General features: G+C 70.8%; 9 protein-coding genes (1 of these 9 running past the window's edge). All 9 read left to right on the top strand.

What is annotated here, in order from left to right; genetic code table 11:
* Positions 1-10: 10 nt before the first annotated feature.
* The gene (eccD, locus tag ABTZ58_RS23950) at positions 11-1,411 is read left to right on the top strand and encodes a type VII secretion integral membrane protein EccD (protein ID WP_351360194.1); all 1,401 of its coding nucleotides are present in this window, start codon (positions 11-13) and stop codon (positions 1,409-1,411) included.
* Positions 1,412-1,429: 18 nt separating this feature from the next.
* Positions 1,430-2,923: a type VII secretion protein EccB gene (eccB, locus tag ABTZ58_RS23945; RefSeq protein WP_351360191.1), complete on the top strand. Its 1,494-nt coding sequence runs from the start codon at positions 1,430-1,432 to the stop codon at positions 2,921-2,923.
* A gap of 69 nt (positions 2,924-2,992) precedes the next feature.
* Positions 2,993-3,340: a hypothetical protein gene (locus tag ABTZ58_RS23940; protein WP_351360188.1), complete on the top strand. Its 348-nt coding sequence runs from the start codon at positions 2,993-2,995 to the stop codon at positions 3,338-3,340.
* A gap of 66 nt (positions 3,341-3,406) precedes the next feature.
* The gene (locus tag ABTZ58_RS23935) at positions 3,407-3,718 is read left to right on the top strand and encodes a WXG100 family type VII secretion target (protein WP_351360185.1); all 312 of its coding nucleotides are present in this window, start codon (positions 3,407-3,409) and stop codon (positions 3,716-3,718) included.
* 147 nt (positions 3,719-3,865) lie between these two features.
* The gene (locus tag ABTZ58_RS23930; RefSeq protein ID WP_351360182.1) at positions 3,866-4,327 is read left to right on the top strand and encodes a type VII secretion system-associated protein; all 462 of its coding nucleotides are present in this window, start codon (positions 3,866-3,868) and stop codon (positions 4,325-4,327) included.
* Positions 4,328-4,345: 18 nt separating this feature from the next.
* The gene (locus ABTZ58_RS23925) at positions 4,346-7,831 is read left to right on the top strand and encodes an AAWKG family protein (RefSeq protein ID WP_351360180.1); all 3,486 of its coding nucleotides are present in this window, start codon (positions 4,346-4,348) and stop codon (positions 7,829-7,831) included.
* 58 nt (positions 7,832-7,889) lie between these two features.
* Positions 7,890-8,318 carry a YbaB/EbfC family nucleoid-associated protein gene (locus ABTZ58_RS23920; protein ID WP_351360177.1) on the top strand — a complete coding sequence of 143 codons (429 nt, stop codon included), beginning with the start codon at positions 7,890-7,892 and terminating at the stop codon, positions 8,316-8,318.
* Positions 8,319-8,365: 47 nt separating this feature from the next.
* A complete protein-coding gene (locus tag ABTZ58_RS23915; protein ID WP_351360174.1) occupies positions 8,366-8,746 on the top strand; it encodes a hypothetical protein in 381 nt (126 codons plus the stop codon).
* 1 nt (position 8,747) lies between these two features.
* A protein-coding gene (locus ABTZ58_RS23910; protein ID WP_351360171.1) for a lonely Cys domain-containing protein crosses the window boundary here: on the top strand, positions 8,748-25,213 show its beginning. It continues 17,842 nt past the right edge of the window; 16,466 of the gene's 34,308 nt are visible here — the first part of the coding sequence; the start codon lies at positions 8,748-8,750; its stop codon lies beyond the right edge, outside the window.

The raw sequence follows: 25,213 nt of genomic DNA, 5'->3' as shown, positions 1-25,213 counted from the left end.
GCCAGCCTTTATGACGGACAGTCAGGCACCGGTGCTGTGCCACCTCACTGTGCGCGCCCCGGCCAAGAGCATCGACCTGTCGGTCCCCGAGGACATCCCCGTGGCCGACCTGCTGCCGGTCCTGCTGCGCTACTGCGGAGAGGACACGGAGGAGGCCGGCCCCGATCACGGCGGCTGGGTGCTCCAGCGGCTGGGCGGGGCGCCGCTGGACGAGGAGGCCCCGCTGGAGACGCTGGGCGTGCGCGACGGCGAGACCCTGCACTTGCGGCCACGGGCCGAGACCATGCCCGAGGTCCACTTGGACGATCTGGTGGACGGCATCGCCACCACCATGCAGCAGCGTCCGCACGGATGGTCGCCCCCGGCGAGCCGCCGACTGCTGCTCGGCATGGCGGTGACCGCACTGACCGCGGGCCTGGTCATGCTGGCCCTGCCAGGCTCCGGTGCCCTCGCCCGCGCCGTGGCGGCCACCGCGGCGGGCCTGTTGCTGGTCGCCGGGGCAGGCGCCGCCAGCCGCGCGGTGGGCGACGCCGGCGCGGGCGCGGTCCTGGGCTGCATGGCCGTGCCCTATCTCGCCCTGGCGGGCTGGCTGCTGCCGGGCGGCACCCTGGCGGGGCCGTTCGTCTGGGAGGTAGCCGGGGCCCGGCTGCTGGCCGCCTCGGCTGCCTCCGCCGGCGCCGCGGTCCTGGCCCTGGCCGCCGTGGCCGCGTACGCGGCGCTCTACCTCGGCCTGGGAGTGGTGGCCGTCGCCGGTGCGCTCACCGGTGCTCTCATGCTTTTCGCCGATCTGCCGGCACGGGACTGCGCGGGCATCGTCGCCCTGGTGGCGGTGGTGTTCGGGGCCTTCGTGCCGTCGCTGGCGTTCCGGCTGTCGGGACTGCGCATGCCGCCGCTGCCCACGAACGCTGAACAGCTCCAGGAGGGCATCGAGCCCTATCCCACCTCGGAGGTGGCGACGCGCTCGGTGCTGGCCGACGGCTGGATGACGGCGCTGTACGGGGCGGCCGGCGCCATCTGCGCCGCCTGCCTGACGTTGCTGGCGGACCGGCCGAGGGCGCCCGAGGTGTGGATCACGGTGGCGCTGTCGCTGCTGCTGCTGTTGCACGCCCGGGGGCTGGGCAACGTCTGGCAGCGCCTGTCGCTGACCGTCCCCGGAGTCCTCGGGGTGGTCCTGCTGGCGCTGGTCGGCGGACTGGCCCTGGGCCCCGGCGGACGGCTGATGCTGGCCGCGGGTCTGCTCGCCACGACGGCCGCGCTGGCCATCGCGTCCTGGACGGTGCCCGGCCGCCGGATGGTGCCGTACTGGGGCCGCGCCGCCGAACTGCTGCACTCGCTCACGGCCATCAGCCTGCTCCCGCTCACCCTGTGGGGACTGGGCGTCTACGGCGCGCTGCGCTCCATCAACGGGTGACCCGGGAGTCGGACGACGATGCAGAACAAGAGGGACCAGGTCCAGGCTCACATGTTCGTCGTGGGACGCCTGACCTCCAGCATGCTCAGAGCCGATCCGGACGCTCCGGAGAGCCCACAGGGCCGTACCAATCGCGGCACGGCCGTCGGCGTGCTCATCGCCATCATCATCTGCGCGGGCGCCTTCGTCCTCGGGTTGATCAAGCCCGGCGCGAAAACGACGTGGCGCACCCCCGGCACCCTGGTCGTCAACAAGGACACCGGTTCCCGGTACCTGTACCTGGAGGGTCGGCTGCACCCTGTGCGGAACTACGCCTCCGCACGCCTGCTGGTGGGCGCGGACATGAAGACCACCGCGGTCGGATCGGCGTCGTTGCGTGGTGTCCCGCACGGTCCGCCGGTGGGCCTGCCCGGCGCGCCCGATGCCCTGCCGTCCGCCGGTGAACTGGCGGCGGGCCCCTGGCACGTGTGCTCCCGGCCCGCGAACGGCACCGGCACCACGGCCGCCCGCCAGGACGCCACCACCACGCTCGCCGTGGGCACCGACACCGCCGGCCGGGTCCTGGGCGACGACGAGGCACTGCTGGTGACCGGCCCCGACCGGACCACCCAGTACCTCGTGTGGCAGGGAAACCGGCTGCGCCTAGACCGCGCCACGAACGTTGCCGAGGCGCTGGGGTACGGCTCCACCGTCCCGTTGCAGATCTCGGCGTCCTTCCTCTCCGCCCTGCAGGCCGGGCCCGACCTCGAACCCGTTCCGGTACCGGGCCGCGGCAAGCCCGGCCCGCAACTCGGCGGACACCCCACCAAGGTGGGCCAGGTCTTCCGGGTCACGGTTCCCGGATCGGCCCCTCAGATGCACCTGCTGCGCCAGGACGGGCTGGTCCCGCTGACCGACACGGCCGCCGCGCTGCTGCTCGGCGACCCGGCCACCCGCACGTCGGCATACGGGGGCGGCACTACGGTCGTACGGCAGATCGGGGCCGACGCCCTGACCGGGAACCTGGCGGCCGGCACCGATGGAGCCGTCCTCGGAACCGGCCTTCCTCCCTCGCCCCCCAAGCTGGCGGAAGTGGCCGGCCAATGGGTGCCGTGCGTGCGCATCCAGCCGGGGCGAGACGGTACGCGGATGCGGGTGACCCTGGCCGAGGACGGTTCGCTGGGCCCGGTCGCGCAGCCTCCCCGCGAAGGGCTGGTCCCGGCCTGCCTGCCAGTGGACCGAATCACCGTGCCCGCGGGCGGTGGGGCGCTGGTGCACGTGCTCGGCGCCGGCGGCGCCGACGTGGGGAGCACCGCCTACCTGGTGACGGACACCGGAATGAAGTACCGGGTACGCGACGCCGAGGCGATGCAGGCGCTCGGCTACGCGGGAGCCGAACCGCGGCCCCTACCCGCGCTGCTCCTGGCGATGCTGCCCACCGGACCCGACCTGAGCACACAGGCCGCGCTGTCGGGCAAGGGCGGGTCGAGCGCCCCGCGCTGCGCGGAGAGAGGTGCGCCAGGCACCGAATAAAAAAGACCACCCATCCTGCCGACGCCGGACCGAAATGGTTCGGGTGCATACCGAGAGAAAGGAAGAGAGATGCCCGACACGGGTGTACAGCAGTCAAATGTGAGGGATCTGCAGGCCGCTGTCAACGCGCTCAACATGGCGGACGAGGGCGTGACCCGGATCAGGGCCGACGTCGATGCGACGCGGCATGACCTCGCCTCCCACTACACAGGCTCCGACGGCGAGCGGTTCGGTGGGCTCGTCGAAAAGTGGCAGGGACAGGCACAGAGGATCCAGGACGCGGTGCGCGCGCTGCGGAGTCAGCTGGAGGAGGGTATCCGGCAGAAGCAGCAGGAGCAGGGCGCCAACGTCGACGCGATCAGCGAGCGTTCCGCCCGCTCCGACGCGGTGTTCGACGAGATGATCGGCGGGCGCTGAGCGACCGTCGCGTCCCGCACCACCGTAAACAGCCCCGACCGACTTCATAGAGGCGAGGAGTCACGCATGCCCGATTACACAGACGGCATCATTCATATCGAATACGCGCACACCGCGAACGCCGCCGACAATCTCATGACGCAGACCGTCGCGATCGAGACCACTCTCGACAACCTGGAGATGGAGCTTCAGGCGCTCATCACCTGGCTGGGTGAGGACAAAATCGAATACGAAACGCAGCAGAAGAGGTGGGACAGCGCAGTCCGCGCCATGGGGCAGATCCTGAAGGACAACAGCCACCTGCTCGAGGAGATCGCCGCCAATTACAAGCGGAACGAACAGCGGCTCGCCGACGCGTTCAGGGACCTGCCCATTTGAGCCAATCGGACGGGGGAGGACATCGGACGCCGCAGACCCGGCCCCGCCAGTGCCTGCGGCGTCCGCCGTCGCAGCCCGGTAAGTCCCTTGCCCACGCATGCGAACAGCTCCGGGGGCCTTGAAGCGCAAGAAGGACAGGTGTGAGCCATGCCGAACGACCAGGAGACCGTCCACCTGGACCGCAAGTGGCTGGAGCGGTTCCTCAACGACGAAGTGATCCCCTTCCGCCAGAAGCTGGAAGCGTTGCTGGAGGACGATCCGAGTACGGGCATACCGTCAATGTGGAAGCTCATCGGTGGAGTGGTCGATCCCGAAACCCTCGATGAGGTCAAACCGCTGGCCATCGGCCAACTGGCGGGGGACGACAGATACGCCGGAAAGTCCCTGAACGACAAGGTGCGCATGTCGGCGCAGAGCATCCACGAGACGGTGAAGCAACAGGTGGAGCTCTTTAAAGCCGTCGAGGTGAACATCCGCCAGGTCATCGACGAGCTTTTCGACACCCAGAACCAGTCGCTGGCGAAGATCGACGGCAGGGACTTCCTCGACCAGCTTGAGGACGTCCAGGACATTATCAACAGCTCCGGCGGCCCGGACGCGACGAAGTAGCAGGAAAAGAGAACCCGCGTGCCGAATGAAGACGAGCAAGGCCCCCCGGACCCCTGGCGGGAAGTCGTCACCGACATGACCGGGTACAAGGTTCCGGAGCGGACGGAGGTCTTCACCAGCCTTGAGGGAAATGACGGTATCCCGCTCATGCTGGTGGAGATTACCAAGGTTCCCGAGGACGAGTTCCCGGGCAATATTGGATGGCGCGCGGACAACACGGACTACGTTTTCCCATTTCACCGCAGGAACGGCGACAGCCTCGACTACTACAAGGCCCGCATATCTTTCCTGGGAACCTTGACCGTCAAGGACTCCACGGGCAAGGAAGAGGTCGTGGTTCCCGATGGTGTCACGCCGGGTGGTTCGTTCCGCAGTCATCTGGGAAAGCATCTCGGCAGCGCGGGGGAATGGGACAACATAAAGCTGTACCAGTACATCTACGGCTCCGGTATAGCCCTGACCGATTTGGTGACCAAGCCGGAGGGGACGAGGGGCACCTCCTGGGGCGGGGAGACGGTCCTCCCGCACGACCAGGTGAAGCTCAGCACTTTCGACAGGGCGGGCGAGGCCTTCGACCGGGTCGCGCACTCCTTCCACCAGCACTCGGAGCAGTTGAAGCGGTGGGAGGAGTCGCTGGGCAAGGAGGACGCGGCTTGGCTTGGTCAGGCCGCGGGCGTATTCCGCGACCTGATCCACCACCTGAACCGCAGCTACGAGAAGTTCGCCACCGACCTGCGGGTCACCAGCGGCCGCTCCGTCCAGGCCGAGAACCTGCACCTGGCGAAGGACGAACTCCGCGACAACGCCTTCGACATGTGGTCCGCCTGGCTCACGTGGCACGTCACCGACGGCCATCCGCTCAACTGGCTGCGCAAACTCATCGACAACATCTTCATGCGGTCCCTGAGCACCAATCTCGGTGCCGTCGGGTACCGCGCAGTGCAACAGCAAGACCTCTATCCGAACGCGCCCGAGTCCTCCAGCAGCATCGAGCCGTACGCCTACAGTTTCTTCTCCGAGGACGCCGTCGACGCCGAAGGCAACAACTATGGGCCGCTGCACGAACTGAGCACGTGGAAGGCGATCGGCAAGCGCGCCATCCAGCAGTGGGAAGAGTCCATCGACAGGGCTCTCGTCCCCCCTGCGCAGCGGGCGAACGCCTCGATCTTCAACACGTGGAACAACATCGGGACCTTCCCCGAGATCCGCACTAAGAGCTACAACGCCGAGAACGAACTCAACAAGGACAAGGCGGAGAAGGACGAGGAGGAGAACCGCCGGCGGCTCGAGGAGCAGGAGCGGCGGGAGCGTGAGGCGCTGGAGCGGTACGAGCGGGACAAGGAGGAGGCCGCCCGCCGGCAGCGGGAGGCCGAGGAGGAGGCCGCTCGCAGGGAGAAGGAGGCGCTGGAGCGGTACGAGCGGGACAAGCGCGAGGCGGCTGAGAAGGAGGCCGCCGCCAAGGCGGAGGCCGAGCGCCGGGAGAAGGAGGCCAAGGAGGAGGCCGCCCGCCGGGAGAAGGAGGCGCTGGAGCGGTACGAGCGGGACAAGCGCGAGGCGGCTGAGAAGGAGGCCGCCGCCAAGGCGGAGGCCGAGCGCAAGGAGGCGGAGGCCAAGGCGGAAGCCGCCCGCAAGGAGGCCGAGGCCAGGGCGGAGGCCGAGCGCCGGGAGAAGGAGGCCAAGGAGGAGGCCGCCCGCCGGGAGAAGGAGGCGCTGGAGCGGTACGAGCGGGACAAGCGCGAGGCGGCTGAGAAGGAGGCCGCCGCCAAGGCGGAGGCCGAGCGCAAGGAGGCCGAGGCCAGGGCGGAGGCCGAGCGCCAGGAGAAGGAGGCCAAGGAGGAGGCCGCCCGCCGGGAGGCCGAGCAGCAGAAGCGTTACGAGGAACAGCGCCAGGAGCAGCAGCAACAGGCCTACCTCGCCCGGCTCGACGCGGACCGCCGGGAGAAGGAGGCCAAGGCCGAGCGGGAGCAGGCCAAGGCGGAAGCCGAGCAGAAGGAGGCGGAGGCCAAGGCCGAACGGGAGCAGGAGAAGGCCGAGGCCGAGCAGAAAGAGGCCGAGGCCAAGGCGGAGGCGGAACGCAAGGAGGCCGAGGCCAAGGCGGAGGCGGCCCGCCGGGAAGCGGAGGCCGAGCGCAAGGAGGCGGAGGCCAAGGCGGAGGCGGAACGCAAGGAGGCGGAGGCTAAGGCGGAAGCGGAACGCAAGGAGAAGGAGGCCAAGGCGGAGGCCGCCCGCCGCGAGGCCGAGCAGCAGAAGCTTTACGGGGAGCAGAAGGCGGAGGCCGAGCGCAAGGAGGCGGAGGCCAAGGCGGAACAGGAACGCAAGGAGGCCGAGGCCAAGGCGGAGGCGGAACGCAAGGAGGCGGAGGCCAAGGCGGAGGCGGAACGCAAGGAGGCCGAGGCCAAGGCCGAGGCCGCCCGCCGGGAGGCGGAGCAGCAAAGGCGCTACGAGGAGCAGAAGGCGGAGGCCGAGCGCAAGGAGACCGAGGCCAAGGCCGAGGCCCAGCGCCGGGAGGCCGAGCAGCAAAGACGCTACGAGGAGCAGAAGGCGGAGGCCGAGCGCAAGGAGACCGAGGCCAGGCAGGCGTACGACCAGGCCCGGCAGGAGATCGGGCAGCCGCTCACCACGCCCAACGGCCCCAGCGGTTCTCTCGTGTCGGACCCCTTCGGCGGTGGCCCGCTGACCGATACCGGGACCGGCACCGCCCAGGTCAACGACGACGGCTCCATCACCACGCTCTACCCCGACGGCACCAGCACGACCGTCGGCCCGGACGGCGACACCGTGACCACGGTGCGCTCCGACGGCAGTACGGACACCGTCGAGCTGGACGACGGCGACCTGATCTACAACCCCGACGGCAGCGTCTCCTCGGTCAACGAGGCAGGCTCCCTCGTCACGGACCATCGCGACGGCACCTCGACGGTCGTCGACCCTGACGACAGGACCCTCACCACCGTCTACCCCGACGGCACTACCGTCACCGACCCGCTCACCGCCTCCCCCCACGGGTCCTCCCAGGGCTTCTCCCAGGGTTCCTCCACCGGCCGCACCGCCTGGAACTCGCCCTCCCCGTACGAGGAGGAGCTGTACGACCCCTACAGCGACCCCCTGGCCCCGCCCGCCTCGCTGCACAGCGCCTCGGACCCCACGGGCGGCCAGCACACCGGCGGCTCCCCGATGATGCCGGGCATGATGCCGCCCCGGGTGGGCGTCGTGGGGGGTGAGAGCGGCTCCAACGGAGAGCGCTCCCGCAACGTGATCAACGGCGACATCGTCACGGGTCGGCCTCGTCACCTGTCCTCCGGCGTGTACGACGAGGAGGTCGGAGCACCGCAGCGCGGTACCACCACCGGCTCCCCGATGCCGCCGATGATGCCGCCCATGGGTGGCGCGCCCCCGCAGCAGGGCGGCGACCGCGGTGACCGCGAACGCTCCGCCTGGGTCTCCGAGGAGGAGGACGTCTGGGGCACCGACGAGGGAGGCGCCCCGGCGGTGATCGGCCGATGACACGGCAGGTGAACCGGAACCGTCCGCGCCGCGTTGTCGCGGATGAGAGGAGGACGCAGTGAAGGAGACGCTGGAACAGCAGATCGCCCGTATGGAGGCCGAGTACGAGGCGGTGCGGGCGGCCACGGTACAGGTCGAGAACGAACTGCTGGCCTCCAAGGAGACCGCGGTATCGCGGGACCGCACCGTGGAGGTCACGGTCGGCCCCCAGGGCAACCTGACCGCGGTGAAGTTCCTCGACGGCAAGCACCGCACCATGAGCGCCACCGCCCTGTCCGCGGCAGTGCTGGAGGCGGCGGAGAAGGCCCGTGAGCGCATGACCCGCAGGGTCGCCGACACGTTCCAGGGGCTGGCCCAGAGTATGCCCGGGCTGGGCGGCGGGCTGGACCTGGACCTGGACCGGCTTTTGGGCCTGTCGGCCGACGGACGGGGCGTCCCGGCGAAGCGGCCGGCCAGGCCGCTGCACGACGAACTGCACGAGGACTAGGACAAGACCCGGGACCGGGACACGCGCACACGACAACAGGAGGAAAGGTGCCGGACAGCGGGTCGTACCACAGTGACAGAGCGCGGCAGAAGAGGGCCCAGGAGGCGATCCAGTCGGTCGTCGAGGGCTTCCGCGGAGTGCTGACCGACTTCGGGGACGGTTACGAGCCGATATCGGACTGGATGGGGTGGACCGACGGCTTCGCCCGGCAGATGCAGGCGCAGAAGTTCGACCGGAGTGTGACCGACACGCTCAAGCCCCTGGTGGAGGCCGTCGAGGGCGCGTGGTTCCAGGCCGTGGAAGTGGGCAAGCAAACGGAGCTTCCGGTCCATGACGCGGTGGACGACATCGTGAGAACCGGTCTGGAACAGGAACAGTGGCTGTCCGGCACCGGCTTCGGCAACGACTCGGACACCAGGAAGAACTGAGTTGGTCTACATACCTCCCGCTCTCGACGAGTTCTTCCTCGTCGTGCTCGGCGAACGCCCCCTGCAGGCCAACTCCGACAAGGCGCTGCAGTTCGCGCGCCTGCTCGAGGAGACGGCGGAGCGCCTGCTCGTGGTGGCCGAGGGCATGCGGGAGGCCCAGCAGCACACCCAGGAAGCGTTGCCCGAGCAGGCGGCAGGCCAGTTCTCCTCGCTGCTGGGGCTGTTCACCGGCGACGACAACAACGGGTATCTGCGGCAGTTCCACGACGAACTGCAACGAATGAAGGAGCAGATAGCCGACATCTCGATGTCCATCGAGGAGTCCCACCGGGAGATCATCACCGAGGGTTTCATCGCCTTGGCGGAGATCGCGTTCCTCGCCGCGACGGTGTTCTTCAGCGCCGGACTGTCCGCAGCCAAGATCGCCCTGGTGAAACTGGGGTTCCGGCTGCGGGTGATGCGCATCCTCAGCATGCTGTCCCTGCTCGGACTACTGACGCAGCCGATCACCGAGGGCCTGCAGGAGATGCTCACCGGGCTGGCCGTGCAGTTGTCGTCAATGTTCATCAACCCGCCGGACCGCAGGCGGACCCGCATCGACGGCGACTCGCTGGCCCGGGACTTCGTCGCCGGTTTCCTCATGGGCGGATTCGGCGACATCCTCAAACGCGCGTTCAACCCGGTGGTTCATGTCTTCAAGGACTTCGGGAAGTGGCCGCACAAGTTCGCGGACAACGTCAGCGCGTTCGGCACCGGCGGGTTGGGCGAGGGCGGGGCGGAGTTCTTCACCAACGGCTTGTTCGACGGCAAGTGGCAGGTCGACGGCGACACGCTGCTCGGCGGCGGTGCCAGCAATGTGGTGATGCAGAACCTCGGTGGCTTCACCCTGCATGCCAGCCAGTGGCTCAAGAATCTCCCGGACAGCTTCAAGAACGTCCCGTCCCCGGGCCCGGCCGGCACCGGCCCGCACGGCAACAACGTCGGACCGGCCGCCGGTGGGGGCACCGCGGTGGGTCTGAGCGGTGGCCTGCCGGCCTCGCACCTGAACGGCCCGAACCTGCCCTCCCTCACTTCGCCGTCGGGCGCTGTCAACCTCTCCCACGAGGTCGCCGGCCCGCCGGCCTCGCAGAGCCCGCCCGTCTTCAAGGACCAGGTCCAGCAGGAGTTCCCCCAGCATCCGACACCCCCGCCCACCGGCATGGTCAACACCGTCGGCGGCCCCTTTACCGGCACCGATACGACCACGGCCGACCGGCCGCCGCTGACCCCGCTCGGGCCGCCCCCGGCGCTGGTGTCGCCCAAGCCGGTGCAGCCCTACCCGTCCACCCGTTTCGCCCTCGACAGCGACGACCCCGCCGACCTGTTCCGTACTCCCGCCGAGGGCACGGGGTCGACCGGGGGAAGCGGTGACACCACGGGCTTCTTGAACACCAACGGTGCCGGAAACACCACAGGCATCGGGAACCCGACCGGTACCGGGAACACGATCGGTGCCGGGAACACCGCGGGCACCAGCAACACCACGGCACCCATCACCGGCAGGGGCTCCGGCACCACCATCGGTTCCGGTACGGGAACCACAACCGGAACCGGGAGCGGAACCGGCTTCGGCGGCGCCGACGCGGGAGTCTTCAAGGCACCTGTCACCACCGGGAGTCCGACGGCCACCAACCCTTACGAGTTCCTCCCGGCCGACGACGGCCTCATGCCGCCCACGGACGTCACCGACCCCTTCTCGGCCACGGACGACGGTCTCGCCCCCGAGCTTCTCACCACCGGTCCCCAGAACGTGCCCGCCACCACCCCCCACGCTCCGCCGGCCACCGGCGGCTCCCTCACCGATGCTCCGGCCACCGGCAGCCGCGGCGTCCCCACCGTCGGCGGCGCCACCGGCACCGGCGGGGCGGGAGCCTCCTCCGGCTCCGGCATCGGTACCGGCACTGGGCAGTCCCCGGCCACGGGACAGGCGCCCACCGGGCAGAACGGCCAGGCACCCGCCCAGGACGGGAACGAGACGGCACCGCCCCGCCACGAGGATGCCCGCGCCCCCGAGTCGGCGCCGACCCCTTCCGCTGCCGGCGATCCCGCCGCGTCGCCGAACTGGGCCGAGACCCGGGAGCGGACTCCGGCGGTGCGCCAGGAACACACCTGGCAGTCACCGGTCGCGGTGGACCCCTTTGCCGCAGACGACGTCCAGCCGGAGATGCTGCCGGTGCACTCCGCCTTCGACATCCGCCGGATGGCGGTCGACGGCCAGCCGGTCACCGACCTGACCATGACGGTGGACCTCGTCAGCGACCAGCCGGTGCCGCGGCCGGAACTGGAGGCGATATGGCAGCGCATCGACGAGGGCGTGGAGCAACTCAACGCCGCCGGGCACCGCACGCCCGCCGGTGACCGCCTGCACCTGACGGTGACCCCCGCCGTGCCCGGCACGGAGCCGCACATCACGGCCCGCCTGGTCGACCCCGCATCCGGCCAGGAGATGACCCACCATGTCTGGCACACCGACGCCTCCGCGGAGGACTACGCCTACGAGATCGGCAGGCTCGCCGGACTGATCTTCTCCTCCAACCCGCTCAAGCATCCGCTGTTCCGCCCGGAGGTCATCGACAGCTACCACGTGGAACCTCCCACCCCGCTGCCCACCAGCGGCAGCGTCCCCGCTGGCATAGCGGCCGACGAGGACACGGCCGGCACGACACCGGTCGACCTGTCAGTCCTGTCGGGTGATGTGTTCCAGGCCCTGAGTGCCGAGGCAGACGGTGACCCGCGGCCGGCATCCCTTTCGCAGGCGGACGTACCGTCTGTCCTGCCTGCCTCCGTGCTCACCACAGAGGGGGCGGACGTATCCGCCCCAGCGCCGCGACAGGTCACCGCCACCGGCTCCGAGCCGACCGAAGCGGATGAGCTGCCGGAGGCGGCCGTGCCCAGCCCGGACGACGACGAGGTGCCAGGCGACTGGCGGCGCGACCCGGCCACCCACCTGCCGCGTATGTCACCGCAGGCCCGCGAGGCGGCGCTGACATACGCCTCGCCTGCCGACTTGGACTGGCTGGCGGACGATGCGCTGGTGCGGCGGTCGCTGCGCGTCTCACTGCCTGCGGGAGAGTTCGCTCAGGTCGCCGCCCACCTGATGGTGCGGGTGCCACAGTCGGTGGAGCGCCCCGTGTCCGCGCGGCGCGCTGTGCTGGCGCAGCTGACGCGGATGCTGGCCGACCCGCAGGCGGCGGAGCGACTGCTGGCGAGCGGTGTCCGGGTGACGGTGGTGCCGCGTCAGGAGGCGATGACCTCGTTGTCGCCCTTCCGGCACCTGCGCGGCCGCAAGGTGCCGGGAGGCGGGAACCGGGACCGTGTCTGGGACGACGTGCGCGGCACGGGCGGCATGGCGCAGACCGCGGTCACCGAGGAGAACCTGCTCGGTGAGACCGGCGTCGTCGGCGACCGCGCCGAGTACGCCGACGGCTACTCGATCACCACCCACGAGTTCGCGCACACCCTCTACGAGTACGCGTTGAACGACGAGGAGCGCCGCGCGGTCGGGGCGTCCTACCAGCGGAAGCGGGCCGCCGGCGACGGTGTGCAGTGGCCGGACGGCCCGCGCCGGGATCTGAACGGCCGCGCCGTGGACAACTACTCCGCCACCAGCGCCGGCGAGTACTTCGCCCAGGCCGTCAACGCCTACCTGGGCACCAACACCGGCACCGACCCGTACACGGGCAGGCCGCGCAACAACGGCGCGGCCTGGGTCCGCGACCACGAACCGGCGCTCACGCCGATCCTGGAGCGGCTTTTCGGCAGTGAGCCGGCCGGCACTGAACCGGCCAACCCGGTCCATGCCACCGCGACGGAGAACGACGCCTACGACGCCTACCGGGCATTGTGGGACCGGGTCGAGAACGACCCTGCTCCCCGCCCGCACGCCCTCGCACCGGCTCTCCGGGACCCGGCCGACGCCCCCGCGCCGTCGCCGGACACCGGCCGGGGGGCTGCACCGCCGCCCGGGGAGCCGGGGTCGCTGATGGACGTCGACGGGCTGAGCGACACCGACGCGCCGTACGTCATGGATTCCGACTACGACCCGATGGCTCTGGGCAGTTCCGACGGGTCGCCGGCCGGATCGGGCAGCACGACGACCCCGGACGACACCCCGTCCGGTCCGGGGGCGCGGGCCGCTGATGCCGACGGACCCCATCACCAGGCTCCCCCGCCGGGGATGCCCCCCGCGGGGGCCCGCGGACCCGACGTGTCGGCTCTGGCGGCGAGCGCGTTCGGCGACGACACCCTGGCCGAGTTCCCGGCCGACGACGAGCGGACCGTCTTCCTGGACGCCGCCGCCCTGGTCCGGCAGCTGTTCCCACAGGTGAGCGGCGCGCAGGCAGCCCGGTGGGAGCGCGCCCTCGGCGCGCTGGACGCCGCACGGCTGGCGGACGAGCGTTTCTCCGCCGGTCCACTGGACCTGGACCGGCTGGCACGGACCATCCTGCGGCTGGACCACGACGCGCCGGTGGACTCGGAACGGCACCGCGACCTGCTGCGCCTGGTCGCCGAGGCCCACGACGCGGGGCGGGCGCACAGCGTCCCGGCACTGGATGCCTACCACCTGGAACACCGCCTGGGCGTACTCGACGCCCAGGACGTCGTCGACACCCCGCAAGGCCCGGTCCGGGTACGGAACTGGTCGGGTGAGCCGCTGCCGGGACTGGACCTGACGTCGGTGGGAACGGTCGACGACAAGGGCCGGCTGATCGTCCGGCCCGCCCCCTGGACGGGACACCAGGTGTACCCGCTACTGGGCATGGAGGGGTCCGGTGCCGACGGGCTGCTGGTCACCACCCCGGCCGGCCGCGTGGTGCGGGTGGATGCGCCGACGGTGCGGGAACTACTGCGCCACGACCGGTGGCGGCCCCAGGACGCACAGGTACTCACCGACGTGTCGGTGGCCGGACACGGCCCGGAACTGCCCCGGACGCTCGCCGAGGGCACCGGTGAGCGGGCGTGGGCGCCGACGGGCACGGTACGGCCGACCGGCCGGAAGAACTCCCCGTATCAGGTGCTGGCCTTCCAGCACCTGCCCGGGAGGCCGGCCGGTCAGTGGGTTCCCGGTGACCCCTGGTTCGGTTCCACGGCGAAGCGGGGTCCCGGCGCGATGGTCACCGTCACGGGTGAGGTGATCCCGGACTCGGCGGTACTGGAACACACCCTGGTGGGCTTCGGCGGCCGGCGGACCACCGGACACACCTCGTTCGACTGGCAGGACATGGCCGAGCGCGAAGCGGCCTACCAGGCGGTGGACACCGTGCAGCAGGCGGCGCCGGTCGACAAGAAGGACATGAAACGCCGGGGCAGGCCGCGCCCGCTGCCCCGCCGCCAGAGCGACTACTACTTCGTCGGACACCGCGACCAGGACGGCTACCAGCACGTCGTCCGGGAAACTGCCGAAGGCGCACCCGCGCTGCGCACCGTCACGGTCAGCGCCAAGGAAACCGTGGGTCGGCTGATGCGGCGTGCCAGTTTCAGCGGGCTGCGGCCGGGGGCGGCGGTGCACAGCGGGTTCTGCGGGGCGAAGACCGAGCAGTGGTGGCGGACGCAGGACCGGCTGCTGGTCGATCACCCGGTGGAGGAGATGGCCACCGAGGCCGGCCGCCGGTGGTTCGAGGACACCGCCGACGTGGCGGTGATGCCAGGCGTCCTGCTGGAGGCCGAGGACGACATCGACCGTCCCACCGCGCAGTACCGCGAGTACTGGCCCCGTCCCCGCGCGGAGGAGCTGGATCGTCTGCTGGCGGTCTCGGGTCTTGTCGTGGAGGGGGAGAGCCGGGATGAACTGCATCGGCGGGTCAGCAGTTGGGTGCGGGCCATCCGCTGGGACGCGGACCTGGGGCTGGCCGCGGAAGGCGATTCGGACTGGACCGACCCCTCGGTGCTGCGCACCGGTGAGGACTACCTGGAGCTGATCCGTGGGTTCGGCGCGCTGGAGACCCTGCGGCTGGCCGATGCCGCCGCCAGCGGTGAGCGGCCCGGCCCGCTCACCGCGTCCGAACTGGCCGACCTCCTGAGCCGACACCGGATTCGTACAGGCGCCGTCGCACCCGACCTGAGGAGGCTGCTGGCCGACGCGGCCCAGTTCACGCTGGCCGACCCGGGCACCGCCACCCTGACCGCCTTCCTCCCGCCCCTCGACGACCTCGGCGTGCAGGAGCCGGGTGTCGACACCGTGCAGGCGCCGGCCGTCAACGCCGCACAGCAGCCGGTCGTCGACACCCCGCCAGAACCGGTCGTCAACGCCGCACATCAGCCGGTCGTCGACACCGTGCTGGAAGAAGACGACGGCGACCTGCCCACCCTCATCGGCTTCGACGCTGACGGCGAGGCCGTGGAGCTGGCCTGGACGGACATCGTCGCCTCCCCGTGGTACCAGCAACTGCACCCCGCGCACCGTCGGCGGCTGCGGTCCGTCGAGGACTACACCGTGCTAACGGATGCCCTTGAGGAGACCCGCAACACTGTCGTCGCCGCCGTCGACGGCGGCGCCGGTCAGCACGACGTGCGCTTCCTCGCCGACGCCCTGGCCCTCAGGGCCAACGTCAGCGCCTACGACCCGGCCATGTACCCGGTCCTGGACCAGATGCTGGGACAGGCGGCGGACGCGGGGAACCTGTCATTGGCCGCCGACTCGGTCACCGCGTTCGGACACCACGTGCCGTACACCGACCTGATCATTCCCCACCCCGGTCCCTGGGCCCGGAGCGAAGAGCCCACCAGCCTTGCGCACTGTCTCGATTACGTCATGGGCCCCCACAGCACCGCCCACGTCCTCACCGACAACGAGATGGCCGGCGGCAGCCAGGCCGAGGTGCTGGCGGCCCAGATCGAGTTGATCAACGACCGCAACCGCGACACGCCCGGCTACGTCCCGCTGCGGGTGGAGATCTCACACCCCGCGGTGCGGCCCGGGAAGGCGCCGCACACCTCGGGCCGTGACGTCGTCGAGCTCGGCGGCGTCGAACTGGTCGTCCGGCACCAGCCGCCGTACCGTCTCGTCACCGTCACCCGCGAGGGCGCTCCCTTCCTCCATCTCCCGGCGCAGGCGCCCCCGTCCGTGGCGAACCGGAACGCGCCGACCGTGGCAGGCACGGACCCGGCGCAACCACCGTCGCCCTCCTTCAACTCCGGACGGCCCTCCCACTCCTCCGCATCCCTGGAGGAGACCGCCCTCAAGGCGACCTTAGGCCACGACATCGCCAGCCGCGATCCCGGCACGTACCGCGACCTGTTGCGCTGGACCACCCTGCTGGAGACAGTGCGCCAAGGGGACCCGGCGTTCTCCGGCACCCCCCTGAACCTGCGCCGGATGACCCGGCAGATCCTCTTCCACACCGATGACTCCACCAGAACGGTCACGAACGACGACGTCGTCGCGATGCTGCGTCTGGTGGGGGCGGCGTTCGCCGCGCTGCGGACAGCGGACGTGGCGGACCTGGAGGCGTTCCACCTGAGCAGGGCGGGCGGGGCCTACGGGCACTCGGCCGTGCAGCTGAACACGGAGGACGGCCGGAGCCTGTGGGCACGGGACTGGGCGGGATACAACCTGCGCACCCTTGCCCTGGGCCGCACGATCGTCACGCGCCGGGACGCCTCCGGCCGGAGCGTCCTCGCGCGCGACGCTCAGGGCGGGCCGGTCACGCATCCGGCGAAGTGGGGCACCGCTCCCTACCTCCTCATCGCCAAGGGCGGCCCGCGCGGCATCCGCATGCTCGGGCACACCGTCCGCCCCGAGGTGTACGCGCGGGTCGTCCAGCACGACCCGAAGCGTCCCCGCGGGGCGGACCTGGTCCTGGTGACGTCCGGTGCGGCCGGGGACAACCGCAGCCTGCCGCTGCTGATCGCCGGCTTCACCGGAAGCAAGGTGCTCAGCACGGACGGCATCGTGTCCTTCGCCAGTCCGGACGCGCAGGGCACACCGCCGGCTCTCCTCCACCTCGCCGTCCGGGACGAGCGCCCCGACGGGGGCCGACTGGGGCGCTGGATCCCCACGTATCCCGACGAGACGCCCCCGGCCGTGTCCGAGCCCGCCACCGTGCCCACCACCGACGGCCGCGGCCGACGCGTCCGCGACATCCCCGCCCACCCCGTATTGAGCGACGACGGCCAGGAGATCGCCGGCCTGGACGCCCTCCCGGGGAGCGAACTGGCCGATCCCGTCGTCGCCCTGGCCGACTGGGACACCCTGACCCACTACGCGCCTCTCGACCGCCGCAGCTACCTGCGGCACCTGCGCGAGGGCGGAACCCTGGACCAGCTGCTGCGCAATCTGGGCCCGTCGAAGCCATTCCCGTCCTACGGCCCGATCACCTTCAAGTGGGGTGTCCACACGGGGACCGACTACCTGCGCGGACTCACCGGCCGGGGGCTGGGCCAGTACCTGAAGACCCAGCCGGCCTTCCTCAGGCGGCGCGAACGGCACCCGGACGGGATCCTGCTGATTGACTCGCACCACGGGCAGGCACCGGGAACCGACTTCGACCTCCTGGCCGGCGACCACCTGCAGGAACTGGCCGACGAGATCGGGATGCCGGTCGTGGGAACGGCCAACGGGAGCCTGCCCGCCACGACGGAGCACGGCGGAACCGTGCGCGTCTGGCCTGTCCTCACCGACGGCACGACGGGCACCCACCTGCTGGTCAGGTTCCCGCGACCGTCGGCCCGGCGCCTCACCCTGCTCATGCAGCACACGGGCCTGGCCGACGATCCGCAGGCGGATCTGAAGGTGCCCGGCGCCGCCGTTTCGTGGGGCGACGCACAGCTCTCGATGGTCCAGCGCAGGGCGCAGCGATGGGTGATGGCCCTGCGCGCCCTCTTCGGCCCGGACATCACCGCCCCGCAGCAGGAGCACGAGGGCACCAGGCAGCGGGCGGCCGAACTCCCGGACCTGCTGGCCGGCGCCGCCGCGCTGGAGCGGATGCGGCTGGCCGACGCCGCCTACACAGGACGCCGCAAGGCTCCGCTGACCTGGGCGATGCTCTGGGAACACATCCACGCCTACCGTCAGTACCGGCCCGAGTCCGCGCTTCGGGAGTACCCCGATTCCTTCCGCGACCTGCTGCTCGAAGCGGGACGTGCGTACGCGGCCCGGCCGGGCCTGACCCTGACCGCGTTCCTCACCACGCCCGCGCCGTCCGCCCCCTCGCAGACCGGGTCCGCCGTGCCGGGCGGTGGCAGTCCGCCGCAGTACGGCCCGGCGCAGAGCGCCGCGGCGGCCGCCGTGCCGTCCGCCCCGGCCGGCACGGTGCCCGCCGCCCCCTACGCCGCCGAGGACGTCGTGGTCGCCGCCCTGGGCGAAGAGGTCCGCGATCAGGGACGTCGGTTCAGGAACCTCGTGAAGGCGGCCGACGTGCTGGAACGCCTGAGGGCGGGCCACCCGCGGCTGGCCCGGGGCCCGCTGGACCTGCACGCCATGGCGCGGGAGATCCTGCTGCACACCGAGGACGCCTCGGCCCCGGTGGACCAGCGGATGGTGCACCACCTGCTGGACCTGGTGACGGAAGCCAGGTTGCAGGGCTGGGCGTCGAGTGTGCCGGAGCTGGCCGCCTACCACCTGTACACCCTGGGGGCGCTCGACGGGCAGGACGGATTCGATACCCCGCTGGGGCGGGCGCAGGGCCGCAACCTGCTCGGCTACTACATTCCCGCGCTCGACCTGCGCTGGACCGGCAGGTCGGCCGTGGACCCGGTGACGGGGAAGCTCACCGCGCAACGCAATTCCCCGGGCGGTGAGCCGCTGTCCGAGCCGGGCAAGTGGGACCGGCGCAAGGTGTTCGTGGTGCTGGCAAGCGGCACCCGTCCTGGCCATGCCGAGGTCGCCGGTTTTGAGGTCCGTCTGGACGTCCTGCTGGCGCTGCTGGACCACGACGCGTCGTTCACCGGCGTCACGGAGCTGATCCTGGGCCTGTCTTACGCGGGCACCGGTGACGGCCAGCTGCACGCGCAGGCGATGGCCCACCGGTTCAAGGTGCGGGTGTGGTCCTTCGAGGGCGAACTCGCCCTGGTCCCGTCGGAGGTCGACGGAAAGTACACGACGATCCACGCCGTCGAGCGGGGTTCCGGCGGACCGCGAGAACGCTGGCTGCCGAGCTTGCCCGGCCCCGTGCCGGCGGACCCGGACGCTCCGTACCAGGACGTGGACGGTGACGCCTTCACACACCGGGACGTGGTCTCACGTCCCTTGCTGACCGGCAACGGACGGCGGCTCCTCGGACTCCTGCTGCCCGTGGGCTCCGCCGCGGCCGGTGACGGGGGGCCGGACGGGTTCGACGCCGTCATCACCTACCAGGACGTCTCTCCGGTCACATCGACACGGAGTGCGCCACGGCCGCTTCCCTTCCCGGTGTCTGCGCTGCTCCTTCTCGAGGGCGGGTCCGGCACGGTCACGCTACTCCTGCGGGACGGCCGGCGGGCCGTCGTGGGCGTCGACGAGGCCGTGAGGTTCCTCGCGTCGCTGCCTGCCCTGCGGCAGGCGGTGCAGACGGGGAAACGCGGCCGTCTGCTGGTGACGGCGGCGCAGTTCATGGCCCATGCCCCGGGTACCGACCGTCTGGCGTATCGGTCCCCCGGCCAGAAACTGGCCACTGCGCTGAGGAACCCGGTCGTCGGTGCCGCCGGGAGCACCGAAGTCGCCGTCAAGGACGGGCTGCTGCTGAAGTTCGACGAACCGGATGCCGCCGCTGGGTGGATCGAGGTATGGCCGGAACCGACGGACGACGAGCTCGACCGGCTGGTCGCCGCGACCGGTTTCGCGACGCTGCACTGGCATGCGTACAGTGCCACGTCGCCCGAACCCGCCGATGTGCTGCGGCTGCGCGTGTCGCGTTGGCTGAGGGCCCTGCGCCTGGGCCTGGAGATGCCCGACCTGGGCTCCTCTCACGAGGAAATGGTGAGCATGCTGCGCGGGCCCGCGGCCCTGGAGCGGATGCGGCTGGCCGATCCCTTGTACACCGGCAACCGCGCGGGGCCGCTGACCTGGCTGATGCTGCTCGACATGCTCACGCTGGTGGACCCGTCCGCGCTTCAGGGCCCGGACGTCAGCGTCTCCTTGCAAGCCCTGCTCGACCGGGCCGCGTTCGAGGGCGAGGCGACCCCGGGCCTCACCCTGACCGGTTTTCTGAGCCAGTACCGGACGTTGGACACGGTGCCACAGGCGCCGAAACCGGCCTCGGTCCCCGTCGCGCCCCCGATCACGAAGGCGGACGCGAGGAACGTGCTGAAGTCCGCCTTCGGGAGGGCCGGTATGGCGACCGGAGCGCAGCTCGCCGATGACCTGGCGGCGGTGCTCACACTGGAGGCGGCACGGGCGCACGACGACCGCATGGGGCCGGACAAGCCGTTCGACCTGGACGCGCTGACCCGCCGCGTCCTCCACCTGGACGCCGCCACGACGGTGACCGCGGACGATCGCAGGGAACTGCTGCGTCTGACGGCGCGAGCCGGGGCGACCGGACGGGCGAGCAGTCTCTACGCCCTGGAGGCCTTCCACCTGGAGCGGATCGGCGCCTACGGCCCGTCCACCCTGGTGCCGCTGGCGAAGAACACCAGCGGCATGGCGCGCAACTGGAGCCTCGGCAGGATCACCGGTCTGGATCCCGCACGGACCGAGATCGTCGACGTCGGTCTGACGGGTGTACTGAAAAGGCGGATCGACGAGGCGGGTGACGTGGTGTCGCTCCCGGCCAAGTGGCCCGACGGCGCCTATCTGGCCGTCGCCCCCAGCACGGGGAACGGACGGGCGTGGGTGCTCGGCTACGAGGTCGACCTGAGGGTGGTGGAGGAGCTGATCCTCCACGACCCGGCCCGGGCGGGGACCACCGCGGTGGTTCCGCTGATCTCCTACGCCGCTGAGGAGGACCGCGAGTTCCCCCGCCGTCTGGCGGCACGGCTGGCCGAATCCGACGGCCAGGACAACGGAATCCGCGTGTGGGCCAACGACGGTGCGGTGGGCGTCCTGAGCCGTCCGGGCCTGCCGGACGCCTTGATCGTCACCTATCACCGCCCGCACACGGACAAGGCGATGGGGCGCTGGATCCCGACCGAAGCCGCGGACGCCTTCCCGCCCGGCTACCGGGACACCCTTCTCGAGTCGGGAACCGGCGAGCGGCTGCGGGTGCGCGACCTGTTGATCCGCAACAACCTGGATCATGAGGGAGACGACGTGATGGGTATCGCGTCGTTCGGCGAACGGTTCTTGCGTAACCCGGATCACGCCGAGCTGACCGGCGCGAGTGACTCCGACGGCCTGGACCGCATCGTCGGCTACGTCGACCGGGATGAGCAGAGCAAACTGCCCGGCCCGCTGCTTCCCTTTCCCTACAAGGTTGTGTATGCACTCGACGCGCACGGCCAGCAGATGTTCTTCACCCTGGCCGACAAGAGGCGGAAACGGGTCCCTCTCAATGCCCAGAACACCGTTCGCCTGATCAAACGGAGGCCGAGTTTCCAGCGCCGGACACAGGCCGCGCCGGACGGGCAGTTGCTTCTGCTCGGCTGCCTGGTCATGGGCGCCCCTCCAGACCAAGACCGGCTGGTACGGGACTCGGTCGGACACGAGCTGGCCACCAGGCTCGGGTACCGGGTGCTCGGCAGCGAGAAACCGGTGGGGAAACAGAAGTGGAAGCTCTCAGACAAGACAATCTTCAAGGAGGACTCTCCTCACCACCCCGAGACGGATTGGGTCGTGGCCCATCCACTGCCGTCACCGGCCGAACTCGACGTCCTGGTCCATGACCTGGGCCTGGATCGAATTCTTGCGGCCAATGACGAAGCCCTGGGCGGCGACATCGGGACATTTGAGGAGACATTGACGGTCGCCCAGCGCCGGGTGCTGCGCTGGGTGCGTGCCCTGCGCTTGGGCCTGAAGAAGTACGACCTCGGTGCCTTCGGTCAACTCGACGAACTGCGTGATCTGCTGCGCGGCGCCGCCGCGCTGGAGGAGATGCGGCTCGCCGACCCCGACTTCGACGGTGACCGCGCGGGACCCCTGACCTGGGAACTCCTGGAGGAGATAATCGAGAGGGCCACCGCCAACAACGCCCTCATCGCGACCTATGACTGGGACTACCGGCTGCTGGCCGTGCTCCTGAGTGCTGCGCAACCCCAGGTCGATTCGAGCGCGCAGACCCTGACGGACTTCCTCGGCCCGGGACCGGTGTCCCAGCTGTCCATCGCGCCGGTGTCCGCCGACCCCACGCCCGTTCCCCCAGCTCTAGCCGATCCCGCGGCCGCTGATCCTGCGGCGGTTCTGACAGCCGCCCTGCGGAACGCGTTCGACAGCCCGCCCCAGGAGAGCTCGGACGAGTTCGCCTTCTTCCTGAAGGCGGCCGAAGTCCTCGACAAGGCTCGCCTGCACCATCCGGTCATGGCACAGGGGCCACTGGATCTCCACGGGCTCGCGCGTGAGATCGTCCTGCACACCGAGGACACCTCACGGCCGGTGACCGACGCGGATCTGAGGACACTGCTCTATCTGATCGGGCAGCCCGAGGCAGCGGGATGGGGGAGCGACGTGGCGGCGCTGGCGGCCTACCACCTCCACACCCTTGGGGCGCTGCACACACCGGGTAGCTTCGACACCCCCGCCGGGCCGGTGCCGGGACGCAACTGGCTCGACCACGGCATCGACGCGCTGCGCCTGACGTGGACCGTGGTGACCGGTACCGACTCCGTGAAGGGCACGACGTACGAGAAGACAGAGACGTCCAAGTGGCTACGGCGGCCGTATGTGGTGCTGGCGCCGGGCAGCCCGTCCGGCCATATCCGCATCCTTGGTCACTGGGTGCGGCCCGACGTGGTCAGGGAGCTGATCCGACGGGACCCGGTGCGCACGGGGGCGGCCGAGATGCTGCTGGTGGTGTCCCACCTGGGAGCCGGGGAGCAGGCGGAGCTCCAGGAGATGGCCAACATGTTCGGCCTGCGCGTGTGGTCCTTCGACGGCGCCCTGGACGTCGTACCCGCCGGGTCGGGCGACACGTACGCGACCATCGTCCAGAACGGTATGCGATCTTCCGTTCCGCCGGGGCGGTGGCTCCCGACCGAGCCGGGTGAGGAGCCGCCCAGCAGCCTGTCGTTGTATGAGGACGCGTCGACCCGACACCACTTCATGCGGAGCGAGGTACAGTCCCGGACCCTGTTGACTGCGGACGGCACTCGCACGTTCGGTGTGTCCCTGCTTGACGAGGCGTACTTCCAGGACGACGCCTCCAGGCTCGACGGAGTGGACGCCGTCACGAGCTTCCAGGAGGTCGACCCCCAGACCTCTGCCAACTCGCTGTTCACCTTCCCCCGTCCGCTTATCGGCGTCCTGGCGTTGGAAGGTGGTTCCGGCAGCTTCGACTTCTATCTCAGCAACGGCCTGCGGGTCACGCTGGACGTCGACGAGACGATGAGATACCTGCACGGACTGGCCGCCCTGCGCAATCTTGAGCAGTACGGCAGCCACGGCTACCTGCTGGTGCTGGCCCCCGGCTTCATGAGCCGTCCGGCGGGTGCCGACCGCCTGGTGAGCCGTTCCCCAGCCCAGGAACTGGCCAACCGCCTCCAGGTCAGGGTGATCGGCACGGCCGGGGACCAAGCGGTGACCTTCGAGCAGGGCCTCCTGGTCCGGCACGGCGATCCGCTCCACCCGGCTCCCTGGGCGGAGGCGTGGCCGGAACCGACAAACGCCGAGCTGGACGAGTTGGTCCGCGACACGGGACTGTCGACACTGCGGTGGCGCGACGGGAACGGCCGCGAGCACTACCTGACGGACTCCCCGGGGCTGCTGCGACAGCGTGTCTCCCGGTGGCTGACGGCCCTGCGAGAGGGATTGCTGACGCCGGGGCTGGACGCGTCCCAGCAAGGGACGCGGGACCTGCTGCTGGGCGCGGTGGCACTGGAGCGGATGAGGCTTGCCGACCCCGCCTATACAGGGAGCCGCGAGGGTCCTCTGACCTGGTCGCTGTTCAGGGAGCTCATCGACACGTTCACTCAGTCCCGGCCCAGCCTGGGGGCGATCCGCTTCTCCCGCCGCCTGGGGATCATGTTGCGGGATGCGCGGACGGCGGGCCGGACCAACCGGAACATGACACTCACCGCCTTCCTGACGGAGGCCGGCGTGGACGCGGCTCCGCCGGCGGTGCATGCTTCTGCCGCCCCCGTTCACCAGCAGGCGGACGGTCCACTGCTTGCCTCCAGGCAGAAGGTCTCCGACGCCCTGCCGACCCCTGCCTCCCCCCGCCGCGGTACCGCGCCGGGCAGCGCTCTGGCGGCGTACCTGGAGGCGATCGATGCGGAGTCCGCGACCGGCAGCATCCCCCGGCCACGCAGCGGCCCGGCAGCTGCCGCGCCGCAGCAGCCCGCCGGCGTCACAGCAGTCCCGGCCGGGGAGATGGTGGCTCCGGTCGAGGGGACGGCGGCTTCAGTCGAGGGCCCGGTCGCCCCCGGAGACGGGACGGTGGTTCCCGTCGAGGGACTGGTCGCTCCGGTCGACGACATGGTCACCCCCACCACGGCGGAGACCTCCCTCGTCCTCTCCCCGGCATCGGCCGGGTCGCGCTCCGCCCTCTTGCCCATCGAGGCCCAACTCGACCTGCGGCGCCCGCCGCGGCTGGACCGCGACCTGCCACCCCCGTCGGCCGTTCCGCAGCACGCCCACTTCACCGACGGAAGCCGTCTGCCGCTGGACCCCGTTGGCCCGGAGGGGAGCGGGCGAACGCTGGCGGCCGGACTGAAAGACTCTGTACTGCGTGGCCGGCCGCAGGTGCTGGCGGAGATCTCACGTCTACTCGCGGCGGACCCGGGCACGCGTCCGGCCGCGCCGCCTCGCGGCGCCCCGCGCGGCACAGGCCTGCTGGCGGACGTCGACGCCGCGCTCAACGACGACCTCGGCGCGCCGGCCGGCGAGGACATCGCTCTTACCTATCGCAACTCCCGCGGGGAGACACGAGTACTGCGTCTGAGGGTGCGCCCGTACGGACGGTGGCAGCGCTTCACCTTCCCCGGCGGAAGCGAGACCGAACTCGCTGGCGGAGTGCGCTCCAACCGTGCCTACGGCCGTGAATGGAGCACGGCGGGCGGACTGACCACGGGGGGCGGCAGTTCGCTGTGGTCCTCGATGCAACCCTGGCAGGTGTTCGGCCGGCTCGGCGTCCAGCTCGGCATCACCTGGAGCCTGGGCTACGCGCTCACCGGCCAGACGACGAACGACACGACCGTCACCGACAAGAGCGGTCTCCACATCCACCTGGACGACGTCTACTACGACCTCGCCGTGACCGACGCCGAGGGCCACCCGGTGCCGCTGGGCCCGCCGGGGGCCGAGGACGGCGCCACCGGCATCGGGTTCGCCGTCCGGAACGGCCTGCTGCTGACCCTGCCCGACAGCGCCACCACCGAAGAGGGCGGCCGTACCCCGAACATCCCCCGGTCGCTGAGCTTCGG

Origin of the sequence: Streptomyces sp. NPDC094143 (genome assembly GCF_040303825.1) — a bacterium.
Classification (GTDB): domain Bacteria; phylum Actinomycetota; class Actinomycetes; order Streptomycetales; family Streptomycetaceae; genus Streptomyces.
The sequence above is the reverse complement of the archived record's forward strand: the minus strand, read 5'-3'. Positions and strand labels throughout refer to the sequence as shown.